Origin of the sequence: Bacillus sp. FSL R9-9492, from assembly GCF_038007365.1 — a bacterium.
Lineage (GTDB): Bacteria > Bacillota > Bacilli > Bacillales > Bacillaceae_G > Bacillus_A > Bacillus_A mycoides.
In genome coordinates this window covers 12,501-27,500 of record NZ_JBBOXC010000001.1, presented here as the reverse complement: position 1 = coordinate 27,500, position 15,000 = coordinate 12,501, and the positions used below count along the sequence as shown (strand labels likewise).

The following is a 15,000-nucleotide window of genomic DNA, read 5'->3' as shown; positions in this document are numbered from 1 at the left end:
ATGGCACCACGCAAAACATGATATACACCTTGATATTCTTTCATTTTTTCCATCGCAATTACATCTTTCGGCTCTTGTACTACACAAACAACCGATTGATCCCTATGCGAATCGTCACAAATATAACAAGGATCGCGGTCAGTGATATGTCCGCACACAGAACAATACGCTAAATCTCGCTTTGCATTCACAAGTGCTTTCGCAAAACCTAGTACATCATCCTCTTTCATATCTAACACGAAGAATGCCAATCGAACCGCTGTTTTCGGTCCAATTCCTGGCAACTTCATAAAACTATCGATTAATTTTGATATCGGTTCTGGATAATGCATATATCAATATCCTCCTAGAACATTCCACCTGGTAAGTTCATGCCTTTTGTAAATTTGCCCATTGTAGAGTTTGAAAGTTCATCAACCTTTTTAAGTGCATCATTCGTTGCAGCTAATACTAAGTCTTGTAACATTTCGATATCTTCTGGATCTACAACTTCTTCTTTAATTTTCACTTCAAGAACTTGCTTATGACCATTTGCAATAACAGTAACCATTCCGCCGCCAGCTGTACCTTCAACTGTTTTTTCGCCAAGCTCTTCTTGCGCCTTCGCCATGTCCTTTTGCATCTTTTGCATTTGTTTCATCATATTATTCATATTTCCCATTCCGCCACGCATCATAATTAATTCCTCCTCATTATTATTACTCTTTTATTTCAATAAGTTCTTGCCCTACTAATTTTACAGCCTCTTCTATAAGAGGATCTTCTTTTTGTTCTGGGCTTTCTTCAGAATCCCCGCCTTCGCGTTGTAAAAAGTCTTCACGAATTTTACCCCATTCACTTTTTGGGATAGCAATCATATTTAACCTTTTACTTAACAATTCAAAAAGGGTTTGTTCCAATGTATCCATCGCTTCTCGATTTTCACTAGCCATTTTGCAATGAATCTCATATTGAAATGCTAACACATAGGTATCATCCGAAGCCGCAACTGGTTCACTATTTTCTAATAAAACAGCAAATGCTACTTTGTTATGTGACTTGAGCCTTCCTAATAATTCGCCCCATACAGCTTTTAACTGTTCTAAATCTTGACGCTTCGCTTGCTTTAACACTTCATTCACACGTCCAACAGGAATTTTCATACTTCCTGTTCGTACCGGTTTTGGTGTTGCCCGCGTCTCTCTTACTTCCTGCTGCACACCAGCTGGCACGCCATTCTTTTTAACTTGCTCTAACTCTTTCTCCAACTGCTGCATCCTGTTCATAATCGCTTGTAAACGATCTGCGCCGTTTGCTTGCATCATAAACTGCTGACACAGTTGCACCATAACAACTTCCAAGAATATTCTTGGATGGTTTGTCCACTTCATCTCCTGTTGTCCCTTACTAAGGGTATGAATAATTTCATAGATTACTTCCGGTTGCATTTCTTCACTTAACGTACGGAATTGATCATCTACAATTACCCGTTCCAACATATGTTCTAATTGTGGTGAAGTTTGATATAAAAGCATATCACGATAGTAGTAAATGAAATCCTCCATAAAGCGAACTGGATCTTTCCCTTTACTCATCATCTCATCTATAATACGTAACGCTCTTGATACATCATTTTCACGTATACATTCTACCAGGTCACCCAAATATCGCTGAGATACAGATCCTGTTACAGCTAAAACATCTTCACTCGTCACCGCTTCATCACTATAAGAAATAGCTTGATCAATAAGACTGAGCGCATCACGCATACCACCTTCGGCGGCACGCGCTACGATTTGTAACGCTTCATCTTCTACTTGCGTACCTTCATTTGTCACGACCGTCGATAATCTCTCAACGATATCATTTACTGATATCTTTCGAAACTCAAAACGCTGACAACGCGAAATAATTGTAGCTGGAATTTTATGCGGTTCTGTTGTCGCCAGAATAAAAATAACATGTCCTGGCGGCTCTTCTAAAGTTTTCAAAAGCGCATTAAAGGCACCCATAGAAAGCATGTGAACTTCATCAATAATGTATACTTTATATCCTACAGCACTTGGAGCATATTTTACTTTATCTCTTATATCTCGAATTTCATCTACACCGTTATTTGAAGCCGCATCAATTTCTAATACATCTGAAATAGACCCTTGTGTAATTCCTAAACAAGAAGGACATTCATTACAAGGTTCAGCTACCGGGGCGTGTTCACAGTTAATTGCCTTTGCAAATACTTTTGCAATTGTCGTTTTCCCTGTTCCCCTCGGACCCGAAAACAAATAAGCATGTGAAGCTTTCTCTTGAAGAAGGGCATTTTGCAACGTTTTTGTCACGTGCTTTTGACCGACTACATCTTCGAATTTTTGCGGTCTCCATGTTCGGTATAACGCTTGGTATGACACGAAAATACGGCCTCCCTCAAAGGTTATTATCTTATTTATTATAACCCATTCTGTTTATAGATTCCAAAAGTTATTTTCCATACAAAAAACTCACCTTTATATAAAGGTGAGTTTTGTATACATATATAACTGCCGTGCACCTTCTGTCGATTACGTACCATAAGCGTTACTCAAGCAGTTAGCTCGGTTCAGGCACTCCTGCGGCACACGAGAAAACCCGCTTATTGCTGCTTCCTTCCGGACCTGACAAGGTTCACGGGGTCCCGTTGCGCAGGACCCAAACGTCAACACCACTTACTTAAGGCAGACCTTACAGCAACATAACCTCGAGAAGGGATTCAGCCTCGCTAGAGCGGATTGCGAGTATAGGGCACCGCTACCTCCCCGCTTAGCACGGCAAAGTTAAAACCAATATTCGGTTGCCTTGGATAAGGCATTATCAGTATAACTTGTTTTTTTACAAAATGCAAATACGTTAGTTACCATTACTTTTCTCTAGTTTTTTCACTTCTTTTCTTTTCTTACGAAGCTCCCTAAAAAAAATCGTTAACAACGTGCCACATTCTTCTTCAAGTACACCAGGCACTACTTCACACTGATGATTAAAACGCTCATCAGTTAAAAGATTCATCAACGTACCTGCACATCCACCTTTCGGATCGCTCGCACCATATACAACCCGTTTTATACGCGATAAAACAATTCCCCCTGCACACATTGGGCAAGGTTCTAATGTTACATATAACGTTGCATCTTCTAAACGCCATGTCCCTAATTTTTTGCAAGCTTCATCAATAGCTAAGAGTTCGGCGTGAGCTATTGATCTCTGTTCAGTTTCTCTTAAGTTATGTGCGACACTAATCACTTCACCATCTAGCACAATTACAGCACCAATTGGTACCTCTTGTATCGCCTCCGCCTTCTTCGCTTCCTCTATTGCTAACTGCATAAAATATATATCTCGCTCCATAATATAGTCCTTTCACCAAAAATAAAATACACTTTTTCATTTCTTGCAGGTGGGATAACTTTTACAAATTCAATCCAACCTAAAGAAGAAAGAGAGGGAATTACATATGAAAAATACTGCCTTACTCATTATCGATATGATTAATGATTTTCAATTCTCCCACGGACCCATCCTGGCACAGAAATGTGAAATTATAAAGAATCCCATTTTACAATTAAAGGACACCATGAAGTCATTGGGCTATCCAATAATTTATATCAATGATCACTATCAACTTTGGAGATCTGATATTGATCAACTTATCACCCATTGTACAAATGAGTATAGTAAAAATATTATCGAGGCCATTGCTCCGCATACTGACGATTACATTTTTATTAAACCACATTACTCTGCTTTTTATGAAACACCTTTGAATTCTTTATTAGGTTATTTAAAAATCGAAAATCTCATTTTAACAGGAATTGCCGGGAACATATGCATCCTTTTTACAGCTAATGATGCCCATATGAGAAATTATACACTTTATGTACCACGGGATTGCATCGCTTCTAATAACGAGCAAGATAATGAACATGCTTTAAAAATAATGGAAGCCACATTAAAGGCAAATATTGTACCGTCATCCCAAATAAAATTTAATTAATACATATCTATTTTCTAACTTTTTATATCAAATTAGTCCGCTCGCTCCCCTCTTGTGCTACAATAATTCTGTTTTGTGTTTTTAGTAGTCACGGTAAATCACTGATTGAAAGGAGGAAACAGCGTGACCGGAGTACCATTTATCACGGTTGAAGGACCAATTGGTGTTGGAAAAACTTCACTTGCGAAGGAACTTTCAACTCACATGCAACTCCACTTACTAAAAGAGATTGTTGATGAAAATCCCTTTTTAGGAAAATTCTACGAAGACATCGACGAATGGAGTTTTCAAACAGAGATGTTCTTTCTTTGTAATAGATACAAACAACTAGAGGATATTAACATAAAGTATTTGAATCAAAGAAAGCCTGTAGTAGCAGATTATCATATATTTAAAAATTTAATTTTTGCATCCCGTACATTAAAAGATTCTCAATATGACAAGTACATGCAAATTTATCGCATTCTTACGCAAGATATGCCTGTGCCAAATGTCATCGTTTATTTAACAGCGAGCCTAGAAACATTACAAAAACGAATTGCCATGCGCGGAAGAGAATTCGAAAAAAATATGGATCCAAATTACTTGCTACAGCTTACAAAAGATTACGAAACAGCAATGGATGCTTTCAAAAAGGACCATCCAGATATTCCAGTATTGAAATTTAATGGAGACGATATGGATTTTGTAAGAAATCCTGATGATTTAAATGTCATCTTATCAGCTCTTCAAAATACTCTCTTGAAGGAGTCGAAATAACAATGAATTTAAGGCAAAAATATGATATACCAAATGATGCAGTTATCACTATTGCTGGAACAGTAGGTGTCGGTAAATCAACTATGACAACTGCATTGGCTAACGCTTTAGGTTATCGTACATCTTTTGAAAAAGTAGATTCCAACCCATATTTGGACAAGTTCTATGCTGATTTCACACGCTGGAGCTTTCACTTACAAGTGTACTTTTTAGCAGAACGATTTAAAGAACAAAAAAGAATTTTCGAATATGGTGGCGGTTTTGTTCAAGACCGTTCTATCTATGAGGACACTGGTATTTTCGCAAAAATGCATTACGAAAAGGGTACAATGACTGAAACTGATTATGAAACATACAAAGGTTTATTTGATGCTATGGTCATGACTCCTTACTTCCCTCATCCAGACTTATTAATTTACCTAGAAGGTTCTTTTGATGATATTGTCGATCGTATTCAAGAACGAGGACGTCCCATGGAGCAGCAAACACCAATTGAATATTGGAAAGAGATGCATGGACGTTACGATAACTGGATTAATAACTTTAATTCATGCCCTGTTTTACGATTAAACATTAATGAATACGATATTTTAAAAGATGGCGATTCAATCGAACCAATCATTAAAAAAATTGGACATTTTTTAAAACAAACACGTAAACTTGTAAAATAAAAAACCCGTGCATATGCACGGGTTTTCCTATGAAATTACTTTTTCTTTTTTGTCGGAGCAATAATTTCACTCTCTGGCTTTCCAGCATTAATACGCTGACGAACAGTACTCGTACTAATATCATATGTTTCAGCAATCTCTTTAACAGTCAATTCTTTCCCATTAATTACTGCTGTTAGTAATTTCCCTGTACGTTTTGGAGTTACTTCTTTTTGCACAGCTGGTTTTTCAGCTTCTTTTGGTACCTCTACTTTTTTTGCAACCTGTTTTACATCACAAGTGCAACCACAAAGTTTACGGAATGTATCATCACTTATAATGCGCGACACATTTGCACCACTGTTTAAAATTCTATTGTTCTTACAGACAGGACATTGTACATAATATAAAGTTTTTCCATCTAAAGGAAACGTTTGTATAATAAGATCCATGTTAACTCCTTTCATATCTATGAAGATAATCATCGGAATATGAGTGTGTAATAAGGACACTATATCCTTACATCATACTTTATGATTGGTTTTAAAATAAAAACTCGTTACGTGTTGGTAACGAGTTCTCCAATCTCCACTTATATGCGCTGTTGTCAATTATATCTGGAGGAGGTAGAGGGATTCGAACCCCCGCGCGACTCTCGCCGCCTGTCGGTTTTCAAGACCGATCCCTTCAGCCAGACTTGGGTATACCTCCATATTGACATCAAATATAATATCAAAAGAAAAACAGTTAGTCAACCCTACTATAATAAATTATGAGGAAAGGAAAATTTTACTTCCCCTCTCCTTTATGACACTGCTGACAACGTCCATAATTACCAATCACTCATACCGATGAATGTTTTAACTTATTTAATAACTGTTTTTCCTCCCATATAAGGGCGAAGAACTTCTGGAATTATAATTGTACCATCTTCTTGTTGGTAGTTCTCTAAAATAGCTGCCACTGTACGTCCAATTGCAAGACCAGATCCATTTAGTGTATGAACATGTTCCGGTTTGCCATTTGGCTCACGACGGAAACGGATATTCGCGCGTCTCGCTTGGAATGCCTCAAAATTACTACAAGAAGAAATTTCACGATATGTACCATAGCTTGGAATCCATACTTCAATATCGTATTTCTTCGCTGCTGTAAATCCTAAATCTCCTGTACACATGCTCATAACGCGATATGGCAACTCTAATAATTGTAACACGCGCTCTGCATCATTTGTTAATTTTTCTAACTCTTCGTAAGAATCTTCTGGTTTCACGAACTTCACAAGTTCAACTTTATTAAATTGGTGTTGGCGAATTAAACCACGTGTATCACGACCAGCTGAACCTGCTTCAGAACGGAAGCATGAGCTAAACGCAGCATATCGTATCGGCAATTGCTCTTTACTCACAATCTCATCACGATGCATATTCGTTACAGGTACTTCAGCTGTTGGGATTAGGAAATAATCTTCACTTTCAATACGGAATGCATCTTCTTCAAACTTCGGAAGTTGTCCTGTTCCTGTCATACTTGCACGGTTTACCATATAAGGAGGCAATACTTCCTCATATCCATGCTCATCAGTATGAAGGTCAAGCATAAAGCTAATCAAAGCACGTTCTAATCTTGCACCAGCACCTTTGTAAAATACAAATCGGCTTCCTGTTACTTTCCCAGCACGTTCAAAATCTAAAATCCCTAAATCAGTAGCAAGGTCCCAATGTGGTTTTGGCTCATAAGTAAATTCTTTCACTTCTCCCCAAGTACGTGCTACTACGTTATCATCCTCTGTTTCGCCTATTGGGGCAGATTCATGAGGGATATTTGGGATAGATAGCATTAATCTTTCTAAATCTTCTTCAACTGTACGAAGCTCATTATCAAGATCTTTTACTTTTTCCCCAACTTCACGCATTTCTATAATTAGAGCTTCCGCATCTTTCTTTTCACGCTTTAATACTGAAATTTGTTGAGATACTTCGTTACGTTTACTTTTTAGTTCTTCTGTTTGAACAAGTAGCTCTCTTCTTCTCGTATCAAGTTCTTCAAAGCGACCAAAATCCGTTAAATCTTCGCCTCTATGCTGTAATTTTGCTTTTACTTCTTCAAAATTCGTACGTAAAAATTTAATATCAAGCATTATATACTCCTCCTTTTATTTTATAAAACACAAAAAACTCCCGTCCCTATACAAAGGGACGGGAGTTAACCCGCGTTGCCACCCTAGTTGAAAGCATTACCGCTTTCCTCTCAAGTAGAAATAACGGCTCTTCACCGGGAATGTTTACTAATCAAAAGATATTCCACATTCCATTCCAGGATGGATTCACAAACTGTTTCTATCGATTTCCACCAACCATCGACTCTCTATAAGAAACAACATTTGTTACTACTTCCTATCAACACGCTTATTTTATAAAATTGTTATCATCAATTTACTATAATCTTATACAAGTTGCAAGTTACTTATACAACTTTTTTCATTTTCGCTTCTTTTACCATTTCTACAAAGTATGCTGTTACACGATGATCATCCGTTAATTCCGGATGGAAAGAAGCAGCTAAAAACGGCCCTTGCCTTACCGCTACCATTCGCTCGCCATGCATAGAAAGTACTTCAACATCATCAGCTACATTTACAACATACGGAGCACGGATAAATACACCAACAAAGTCTTCTCCCACACCTTTAATTGAAAGTGCAGCTTCAAAACTATCTTTTTGGCGTCCGAACGCATTGCGCTCAACCGTAATATCCATAGCACCAATATGTGCTTCTTCATAGCCAATAAGTGTTTTCGCAAGAAGAATCATTCCTGCACATGTACCAAACATTGGTTTACCAGACTTCGCAAATGTACGAAGAGGCTCCATGAAAGCATACTTATCAATAAGACGGCGCATTGTTGTACTTTCACCGCCTGGTAAAATAAGACCATCAATCTCTTCAAGTTGCTCTATACGCTTTACAACAACAGCTTCTGCACCACTTGCCTCAACTGATTTTACATGCTCACGAACTGCACCTTGAAGACCTAGTACACCGATTTTCACCATTTTAAAGATCTCCTTTAATTACCATCCACGCTCTTGCATGCGTTGTTCTGGTAATAACGTTGAAATTTCGATACCTTTCATTGCATTACCTAATCCTTTAGAAAGGCTTGCAATTAGTTCGTAATCTTCATAATGAGTCGTTGCTTCAACGATTGCACGTGCAAATTTCTCTGGGTTCTCTGATTTGAAGATACCAGATCCAACAAATACACCATCAGCACCAAGTTGCATCATTAACGCTGCATCTGCTGGCGTTGCTACACCACCTGCTGCAAAGTTTACAACTGGCAGGCGACCAAGGCGTTTAATTTCAAGTAGTACTTCATAAGGAGCACCAGTATTTTTTGCATATGTCATTAACTCATCTTCACGTAGACTTGCAACTTGACGGATTTCTGCATTGACTTGGCGCATATGACGCACTGCCTCTACAATGTTTCCTGTTCCAGGTTCACCTTTTGTACGAAGCATAGCTGCACCTTCTGTAATACGACGTGCAGCTTCTCCGATATCGCGGCAACCACATACAAACGGAACTGTGTAATCACGTTTATTTAAATGGTATACTTCATCAGCAGGAGTCAATACTTCACTCTCATCGATATAGTCTACCCCTAATGATTCTAATACACGTGCTTCTACAAGGTGACCGATACGACATTTTGCCATAACCGGAATTGATACAGCACCCATAACTTCTTCAACAATTGTTGGATCTGCCATACGAGAAACGCCACCTGCTGCACGAATATCTGCAGGTACACGCTCTAATGCCATAACAGCAACTGCGCCTGCCTCTTCTGCAATCCTTGCTTGCTCAGCGTTAACTACGTCCATAATAACGCCGCCTTTTTGCATTTCTGCCATTCCACGTTTTACACGTTCTGTCCCTGTTACATTTGTCATGTACAAAAACCCCCCTAGGTGAATTGCTTTCCCCGTTAAAGAAGAAAATTAAGAATACTCTTACATTCTACCACTAACTATCTGATGCTTGTCCACTACTTTTTCATAAAGTCGGTATGAAAAATAGGAATAAGAAAAAGCTCCTACAATGAGGAGCTTTTAAAACCAACCTTTTACTGTATCAACAGCACCATTCCACATACCACTAAAGAAAGAACCAATTCCGCGCATAGAACGTGTAAACCAGCCTGCCTCTTCTACTTCAGATTTTGTTACAAGGTCTACTTGTAATGATTTTCCTGATAAAAATCCAGGATCATTACTATCTTTAGACGTTACAACCATTTGGCCAAGTGCAACTCCCTTTTTCAGAGGTGCTTCTTGTCCCTTATTGCCTTCTTTAAATTCTGTTTTATAAACGTCTTTACTTCCCTTTGGCACCGGAAGTGAAACAGCTTGCTTCGTTTGAACTGCTACATCTTTATCTTTCGCATTTTCAACTCTTACTGTCTCTTTTCCTTTAACCGAAGAACCTTTTTCATACATTTTCTTCATTTCAAAGTTAGCAAAGCCATAATCATATAATTTCTTTGTCTCATCAAATCTTGCTGTATGAGATTTTGTTTTAATAACTACAGAAATGAAACGCATACCATTTCTTTCAATCGTACCAGTAAAACAATCTCCTGCTTCTGGAGTTGATCCTGTTTTCAGGCCATCTACGCCTTCATATTCCTTAATTAACCCTTTTAACATCCAGTTCCAGTTAGGCATTTCGATCCGATCCGTAGTACCTTCACGGAATACTTTTTTTGAAATTTTTGCTATGTCTAATGTTTTAGGGAAATCTTGAATAAGACGTTGTGCTAAAATTGCTACATCTCTCGCAGACATTTTATTTTCTTCATCTGGAGTTGTCCCTTCAGGATGGTGTCCTTTTAAATCTTTGTTCGTTAAACCCGTAGAATTTACAAACTTATAATTTCTTAATCCAAACTCTTTCGATTTATCATTCATCATTTTTACAAAGTCTACTTCTTTTCCAGCAACTGCTTCAGCTAACGCTATTGTTGCACCATTAGCAGAATAAATCGCCATTGCTTCGTATAGCTCTTTTACTGTATAAGACTCACCGTTTCGTAGAGGCACATTCGATAATGAACGATCTTGCGAAATGTTATACGCATATTCGGAAACCTTAACTTTTTGATCCCATTTTAGTTTCCCTTTCGCAACAGCCTCGTTCACTAGGTATTCACTCATCATTTTTGTCATACTAGCAATTGATAATAACTCATCTGCATTTTTTTGATATAAAATCTTTCCAGAATTCGCTTCTACTAAAATTGCCGCACCTGCTTCAATGTTTAAAGCGGCTCCTGTTTCTGCTGATGCATTGCTATATGGTACAAGCATGCCACAAGCTATTGTAAGCACTGTTACCAACGCAATGAATCTTTTGCAAAACATACCTTTCACTTTTGCTACCCCCAATATCTATGTACTCACATAACCGTTATTCTAACATAATCAAAAAAAAATAGACAGAGATATCAAATCTCCGTCTATTTACATATAAGACATTATAATGAGTAGTTTGGAGCCTCTTTTGTAATCTGTACGTGATGAGGGTGGCTTTCACGTAAACCGGCACCCGACATACGAATGAACTGCGCATTCTCACGTAAGAATTCTAAATCCTGTGCTCCGCAGTATCCCATACCTGCACGTAATCCACCAACTAATTGATGAACTGTATCTGCTAAAGGTCCTTTATATGGTACTCGTCCTTCAATACCTTCTGGAACAAGTTTTTTGTTTCCTTCTTGGAAGTAGCGATCTTTACTTCCTTTTTCCATTGCTCCAACAGAACCCATACCACGATATACTTTAAATTGACGACCCTGGTAAATTTCAGTTTCTCCAGGGCTTTCAGCTACACCAGCGAACATACTACCTAGCATAACAACGTGTGCTCCTGCTGCTAAAGCTTTAACCATATCACCAGAGTATTTAACACCGCCATCTGCAATAACTGGAATGCCGTATTTACGGGCTTCAGTTGCACAATCATAAACTGCTGTTAATTGTGGTACACCAACTCCAGCTACAACACGCGTTGTACAAATAGATCCTGGTCCAATACCAACTTTAACTACATTTGCACCAGCTTCAATTAATGCTTTTGTTGCTTCAGCTGTAGCAACATTTCCAGCAATAATATTTAGTTCTGGATATTTTGCGCGAACTTCTTTTACTTTTTCAATAACACCTTGAGAATGCCCATGAGCTGTATCAAGTACAATTGCATCTACACTCGCTTTTACTAATGCGTCGATACGAAGCATTGCATCAGCCGTTACACCAACTGCTGCTCCAACCAATAAGCGTCCTTGCTTATCCTTTGCAGAGTTTGGAAATTCAATTACTTTTTCAATATCTTTTATTGTAATAAGCCCTTGTAATACACCGCTATTATCAACAAGAGGAAGCTTTTCAATTTTATACTTTTGTAGGATCTTTTCAGCTTCTCCTAGTGTAGTACCAACTGGGGCTGTAATTAACTGTTCTTTTGTCATTACGTCAGAAATTTTGATTGAGTAGTCTTGGATGAAGCGCATATCACGGTTTGTAATAATACCAACTAATTTTCGCTCATCTAAATTATTTACAACTGGTACACCTGAGATGCGGTATTTTCCCATAAGATGTTCCGCATCATATACTTGATGTTCTGGAGTTAAAAAGAATGGATCTGAAATAACGCCGCTTTCAGAGCGCTTTACTTTGTCAACTTGCTCTGCCTGATGCTCAATAGACATATTCTTATGAATGATTCCTAAACCGCCTTGACGAGCCATTGCAATAGCCATATCGGCTTCTGTTACTGTATCCATTCCTGCACTAATTAACGGGATGTTTAACTGTAAGCTTTCAGATAAAACTGTTTTAACACTTACTTCTCTTGGTAATATATCTGATTTTGCTGGTACAAGTAATACATCATCAAAAGTCAAACCTTCTTTAACAAATTTAGATTCCCACATAATTGTTCCCCCCATGATACCAGAAATTATTATTAGTAGCTTATCAATTGGTTAAAATACTGTCAAGAAAGTATAAATATGTTAGAATTTTTAGACAATAAAAGGAGCGTAATATATGCATCATACACCTTGTGCTTGGCAGCAGTTAAGTTTCTTCTTTTCATCTCAAAACGTACAACATTATCTTGCCCGTTGTTATGAAAAATCCTCGATTCAGGATGCCGAAAAAAAAAGTTTTGAAAATTGTTATCCATTTATTTATTACTTAGAACACGGTAAAAATTATTATGAATTATATAAAACAGCGCCATTTTCCATTCAGCCAATGCTGTTATTTTATGGGATGGGGCAACTTTTTAAAGCCTGTTTATTAACTATTAATCCAAACTATCCAGAATCAACAACCGTTTTAGCACACGGAGTGACAACCCGTAAACGAAAAAAACAAGGATATCAATTTTTAGAAGATGAAGTGAAAATACAGAAAAATGGACTATTTACTCACGCGGCAGAACAACTGTTTCACATGAAACACTTAGAAACAGAAAAGTTTAATATGTTAGAGCTAATGGGAAAAATCCCTGAATTACAACATTTATTTCGCTATAGTCAAAAAGGAACAACATTATATAAAATTGATTCAACAAATAAAAATGAACTCTCTTTTTCAGTCAACATACTAGATCGACTACATATGACCAAAGAGAGATTTTCTCGTTACATCGAAACAGCTTGTAAGCATTTATCAATACAACACGCACCTGAGAAAAACAATGAATTAAATGTGTTTTTTTCAGCACCTATTCAATCATGGAATCCCATGTATAGCACACCTTTATACTACGAGTATCTTACTGACACTTATTATTTACCACTTACGACTGACCCTAGAAACTCTAAGCCAGTGTTGCCTGAGCTTCTTGTTCATTATTTATTGCTCTATAATTTAAGTATGATTTCTAGGTATGAAACAGATTGGTGGTATGACTTACTTGGAAGCTATGGATCTGAAGATTATCCGTTTATTTATCAATTTCTCAATATTTCTGCTCAAAAAATCCCTTACTATATTTCAGCATTTTTACTAACGGAATCCAACCTATTTCATGGGAAATAAAAAAACACGAGTCAAATGACTCGTGTTTTTATCTTGCTTGGCGACGTCCTACTCTCACAGGGACAAGGTCCCAACTACCATCGGCGCTAGAGAGCTTAACTTCCGTGTTCGGTATGGGAACGGGTGTGACCTCTCTGCCATCATCACCAAACTATGAAGGTATATTCCTTCAAAACTAGATAACATTTGCTTCATATTATATGGTTAAGTCCTCGATCTATTAGTATTCGTCAGCTCCACATGTCACCATGCTTCCACCTCGAACCTATCAACCTGATCATCTTTCAGGGATCTTACTAGCTTACGCTATGGGAAATCTCATCTTGAGGGGGGCTTCATGCTTAGATGCTTTCAGCACTTATCCCTTCCGCACATAGCTACCCAGCTATGCCCTTGGCAGAACAACTGGTACACCAGCGGTGCGTCCATCCCGGTCCTCTCGTACTAAGGACAGCTCCTCTCAAATTTCCTGCGCCCACGACGGATAGGGACCGAACTGTCTCACGACGTTCTGAACCCAGCTCGCGTACCGCTTTAATGGGCGAACAGCCCAACCCTTGGGACCGACTACAGCCCCAGGATGCGATGAGCCGACATCGAGGTGCCAAACCTCCCCGTCGATGTGGACTCTTGGGGGAGATAAGCCTGTTATCCCCGGGGTAGCTTTTATCCGTTGAGCGATGGCCCTTCCATGCGGAACCACCGGATCACTAAGCCCGACTTTCGTCCCTGCTCGACTTGTAGGTCTCGCAGTCAAGCTCCCTTATGCCTTTGCACTCTACGAATGATTTCCAACCATTCTGAGGGAACCTTTGGGCGCCTCCGTTACACTTTAGGAGGCGACCGCCCCAGTCAAACTGCCCACCTGACACTGTCTCCCGGGTCGATAAGACCCGTAGGTTAGAATTTCAATACAGTCAGGGCGGTATCCCACCAGCGCCTCCACCGAAGCTAGCGCTCCGGTTTCAATGGCTCCCGCCTATCCTGTACAAACTGTACCAAAATTCAATATCAGGCTACAGTAAAGCTCCACGGGGTCTTTCCGTCCTGTCGCGGGTAACCTGCATCTTCACAGGTACTATAATTTCACCGAGTCTCTGGTTGAGACAGTGCCCAAATCGTTACACCTTTCGTGCGGGTCGGAACTTACCCGACAAGGAATTTCGCTACCTTAGGACCGTTATAGTTACGGCCGCCGTTTACTGGGGCTTCAGTTCAGAGCTTCGCTTACGCTAACCCCTCTCCTTAACCTTCCAGCACCGGGCAGGTGTCAGCCCCTATACTTCGCCTTACGGCTTCGCAGAGACCTGTGTTTTTGCTAAACAGTCGCTTGGGCCTATTCACTGCGGCTTTCCGTTAAGAAAGCACCCCTTCTCCCGAAGTTACGGGGTCATTTTGCCGAGTTCCTTAACCAGAGTTCTCTCGCACACCTTAGGATTCTCTCCTCGCCTACCTGTGTCG

The 15,000-nt window shown here is 39.0% G+C and carries 14 protein-coding genes, 1 tRNA gene, 2 rRNA genes, 1 other RNA gene and 1 other annotated feature (2 of these 19 running past the window's edge); of the genes, 4 read left to right on the top strand and 14 right to left on the bottom strand.

Annotated elements, in window-relative coordinates; translation table 11 throughout:
- The 5 genes from recR to tadA form a co-directional block, all read right to left on the bottom strand.
- Positions 1-332, bottom strand: the 5' portion of a protein-coding gene (gene recR / locus MKY70_RS00135; RefSeq protein ID WP_002009629.1) for a recombination protein RecR. It extends 265 nt beyond the left edge of the window; the window shows 332 of its 597 coding nt (coding positions 1-332); it begins with the start codon at positions 330-332; its stop codon lies beyond the left edge, outside the window.
- Between the two features lie 14 nt (positions 333-346).
- Complete coding sequence (locus MKY70_RS00130) at positions 347-673, bottom strand: YbaB/EbfC family nucleoid-associated protein (protein ID WP_170935248.1); 327 nt, start codon at positions 671-673, stop codon at positions 347-349.
- 25 nt (positions 674-698) lie between these two features.
- Entirely contained in the window at positions 699-2,387 is a 1,689-nt protein-coding gene (gene dnaX / locus MKY70_RS00125; protein ID WP_341022524.1) for a DNA polymerase III subunit gamma/tau, read from the bottom strand.
- A gap of 132 nt (positions 2,388-2,519) precedes the next feature.
- An RNA gene (gene ffs / locus MKY70_RS00120) (signal recognition particle sRNA large type) lies at positions 2,520-2,784 on the bottom strand.
- A gap of 78 nt (positions 2,785-2,862) precedes the next feature.
- On the bottom strand, positions 2,863-3,357 hold the full coding sequence (tadA, locus tag MKY70_RS00115) for a tRNA adenosine(34) deaminase TadA (RefSeq protein ID WP_002029304.1): 495 nt from the start codon (positions 3,355-3,357) through the stop codon (positions 2,863-2,865).
- A gap of 106 nt (positions 3,358-3,463) precedes the next feature.
- Between tadA and MKY70_RS00110 the strand changes: the two genes are divergently transcribed.
- The 3 genes from MKY70_RS00110 (at position 3,464) to MKY70_RS00100 (ending at position 5,433) form a co-directional block, all read left to right on the top strand.
- Positions 3,464-4,003, top strand: coding sequence for an isochorismatase family cysteine hydrolase (locus tag MKY70_RS00110; protein WP_002009622.1), 540 nt, complete (start codon positions 3,464-3,466; stop codon positions 4,001-4,003).
- A 123-nt stretch (positions 4,004-4,126) separates the two neighbouring features.
- Positions 4,127-4,762 (top strand): deoxynucleoside kinase, encoded by a 636-nt coding sequence (locus MKY70_RS00105; RefSeq protein WP_002009621.1) that lies wholly within the window; start codon positions 4,127-4,129, stop codon positions 4,760-4,762.
- A 2-nt stretch (positions 4,763-4,764) separates the two neighbouring features.
- On the top strand, positions 4,765-5,433 hold the full coding sequence (locus MKY70_RS00100) for a deoxynucleoside kinase (RefSeq protein WP_002009620.1): 669 nt from the start codon (positions 4,765-4,767) through the stop codon (positions 5,431-5,433).
- 35 nt (positions 5,434-5,468) lie between these two features.
- On the opposite strand, the gene MKY70_RS00095 is transcribed toward MKY70_RS00100, so the two are convergent.
- From MKY70_RS00095 to guaB, 7 genes are all read right to left on the bottom strand, one after another.
- On the bottom strand, positions 5,469-5,864 hold the full coding sequence (locus MKY70_RS00095; protein WP_002029297.1) for a DUF3797 domain-containing protein: 396 nt from the start codon (positions 5,862-5,864) through the stop codon (positions 5,469-5,471).
- A gap of 166 nt (positions 5,865-6,030) precedes the next feature.
- A tRNA-Ser gene (locus MKY70_RS00090) sits at positions 6,031-6,123 on the bottom strand.
- A 154-nt stretch (positions 6,124-6,277) separates the two neighbouring features.
- Positions 6,278-7,552, bottom strand: coding sequence for a serine--tRNA ligase (gene serS, locus MKY70_RS00085; RefSeq protein WP_088031262.1), 1,275 nt, complete (start codon positions 7,550-7,552; stop codon positions 6,278-6,280).
- A gap of 51 nt (positions 7,553-7,603) precedes the next feature.
- Positions 7,604-7,824, bottom strand: a binding site (T-box leader).
- 54 nt (positions 7,825-7,878) lie between these two features.
- Positions 7,879-8,469 carry a pyridoxal 5'-phosphate synthase glutaminase subunit PdxT gene (pdxT, locus tag MKY70_RS00080; RefSeq protein WP_002009616.1) on the bottom strand — a complete coding sequence of 197 codons (591 nt, stop codon included), beginning with the start codon at positions 8,467-8,469 and terminating at the stop codon, positions 7,879-7,881.
- Between the two features lie 18 nt (positions 8,470-8,487).
- A complete protein-coding gene (pdxS, locus tag MKY70_RS00075; RefSeq protein ID WP_341022517.1) occupies positions 8,488-9,375 on the bottom strand; it encodes a pyridoxal 5'-phosphate synthase lyase subunit PdxS in 888 nt (295 codons plus the stop codon).
- Positions 9,376-9,534: 159 nt separating this feature from the next.
- Positions 9,535-10,845: a D-alanyl-D-alanine carboxypeptidase family protein gene (locus tag MKY70_RS00070; RefSeq protein WP_140152300.1), complete on the bottom strand. Its 1,311-nt coding sequence runs from the start codon at positions 10,843-10,845 to the stop codon at positions 9,535-9,537.
- A 113-nt stretch (positions 10,846-10,958) separates the two neighbouring features.
- Positions 10,959-12,422: an IMP dehydrogenase gene (guaB, locus tag MKY70_RS00065; RefSeq protein ID WP_088031264.1), complete on the bottom strand. Its 1,464-nt coding sequence runs from the start codon at positions 12,420-12,422 to the stop codon at positions 10,959-10,961.
- A 115-nt stretch (positions 12,423-12,537) separates the two neighbouring features.
- On the opposite strand from guaB, the gene MKY70_RS00060 reads away from it, so the two are divergent.
- Positions 12,538-13,539 (top strand): YaaC family protein, encoded by a 1,002-nt coding sequence (locus MKY70_RS00060; RefSeq protein WP_113710512.1) that lies wholly within the window; start codon positions 12,538-12,540, stop codon positions 13,537-13,539.
- Between the two features lie 35 nt (positions 13,540-13,574).
- Here the strand turns inward: MKY70_RS00060 and rrf are convergent.
- Together rrf and MKY70_RS00050 are read right to left on the bottom strand one after the other, a co-directional pair.
- A 5S ribosomal RNA gene (gene rrf, locus MKY70_RS00055) occupies positions 13,575-13,690 on the bottom strand.
- A 49-nt stretch (positions 13,691-13,739) separates the two neighbouring features.
- A 23S ribosomal RNA gene (locus MKY70_RS00050) occupies positions 13,740-15,000 on the bottom strand (it continues 1,661 nt past the right edge of the window).

Bases quoted from the DNA above. Each gene is read 5' to 3' on its own strand.
- MKY70_RS00130 (WP_170935248.1), bottom strand. From the start codon at position 673: ATGCGTGGCGGAATGGGAAATATGAATAATATGATGAAACAAATGCAA.
- tadA (WP_002029304.1), bottom strand. From the start codon at position 3,357: ATGGAGCGAGATATATATTTTATGCAGTTAGCAATAGAGGAAGCGAAG.
- MKY70_RS00110 (WP_002009622.1), top strand. From the start codon at position 3,464: ATGAAAAATACTGCCTTACTCATTATCGATATGATTAATGATTTTCAA.
- MKY70_RS00100 (WP_002009620.1), top strand. From the start codon at position 4,765: ATGAATTTAAGGCAAAAATATGATATACCAAATGATGCAGTTATCACT.
- MKY70_RS00095 (WP_002029297.1), bottom strand. From the start codon at position 5,864: ATGGATCTTATTATACAAACGTTTCCTTTAGATGGAAAAACTTTATAT.
- serS (WP_088031262.1), bottom strand. From the start codon at position 7,552: ATGCTTGATATTAAATTTTTACGTACGAATTTTGAAGAAGTAAAAGCA.
- pdxT (WP_002009616.1), bottom strand. From the start codon at position 8,469: ATGGTGAAAATCGGTGTACTAGGTCTTCAAGGTGCAGTTCGTGAGCAT.
- pdxS (WP_341022517.1), bottom strand. From the start codon at position 9,375: ATGACAAATGTAACAGGGACAGAACGTGTAAAACGTGGAATGGCAGAA.
- MKY70_RS00070 (WP_140152300.1), bottom strand. From the start codon at position 10,845: ATGTTTTGCAAAAGATTCATTGCGTTGGTAACAGTGCTTACAATAGCT.
- guaB (WP_088031264.1), bottom strand. From the start codon at position 12,422: ATGTGGGAATCTAAATTTGTTAAAGAAGGTTTGACTTTTGATGATGTA.
- MKY70_RS00060 (WP_113710512.1), top strand. From the start codon at position 12,538: ATGCATCATACACCTTGTGCTTGGCAGCAGTTAAGTTTCTTCTTTTCA.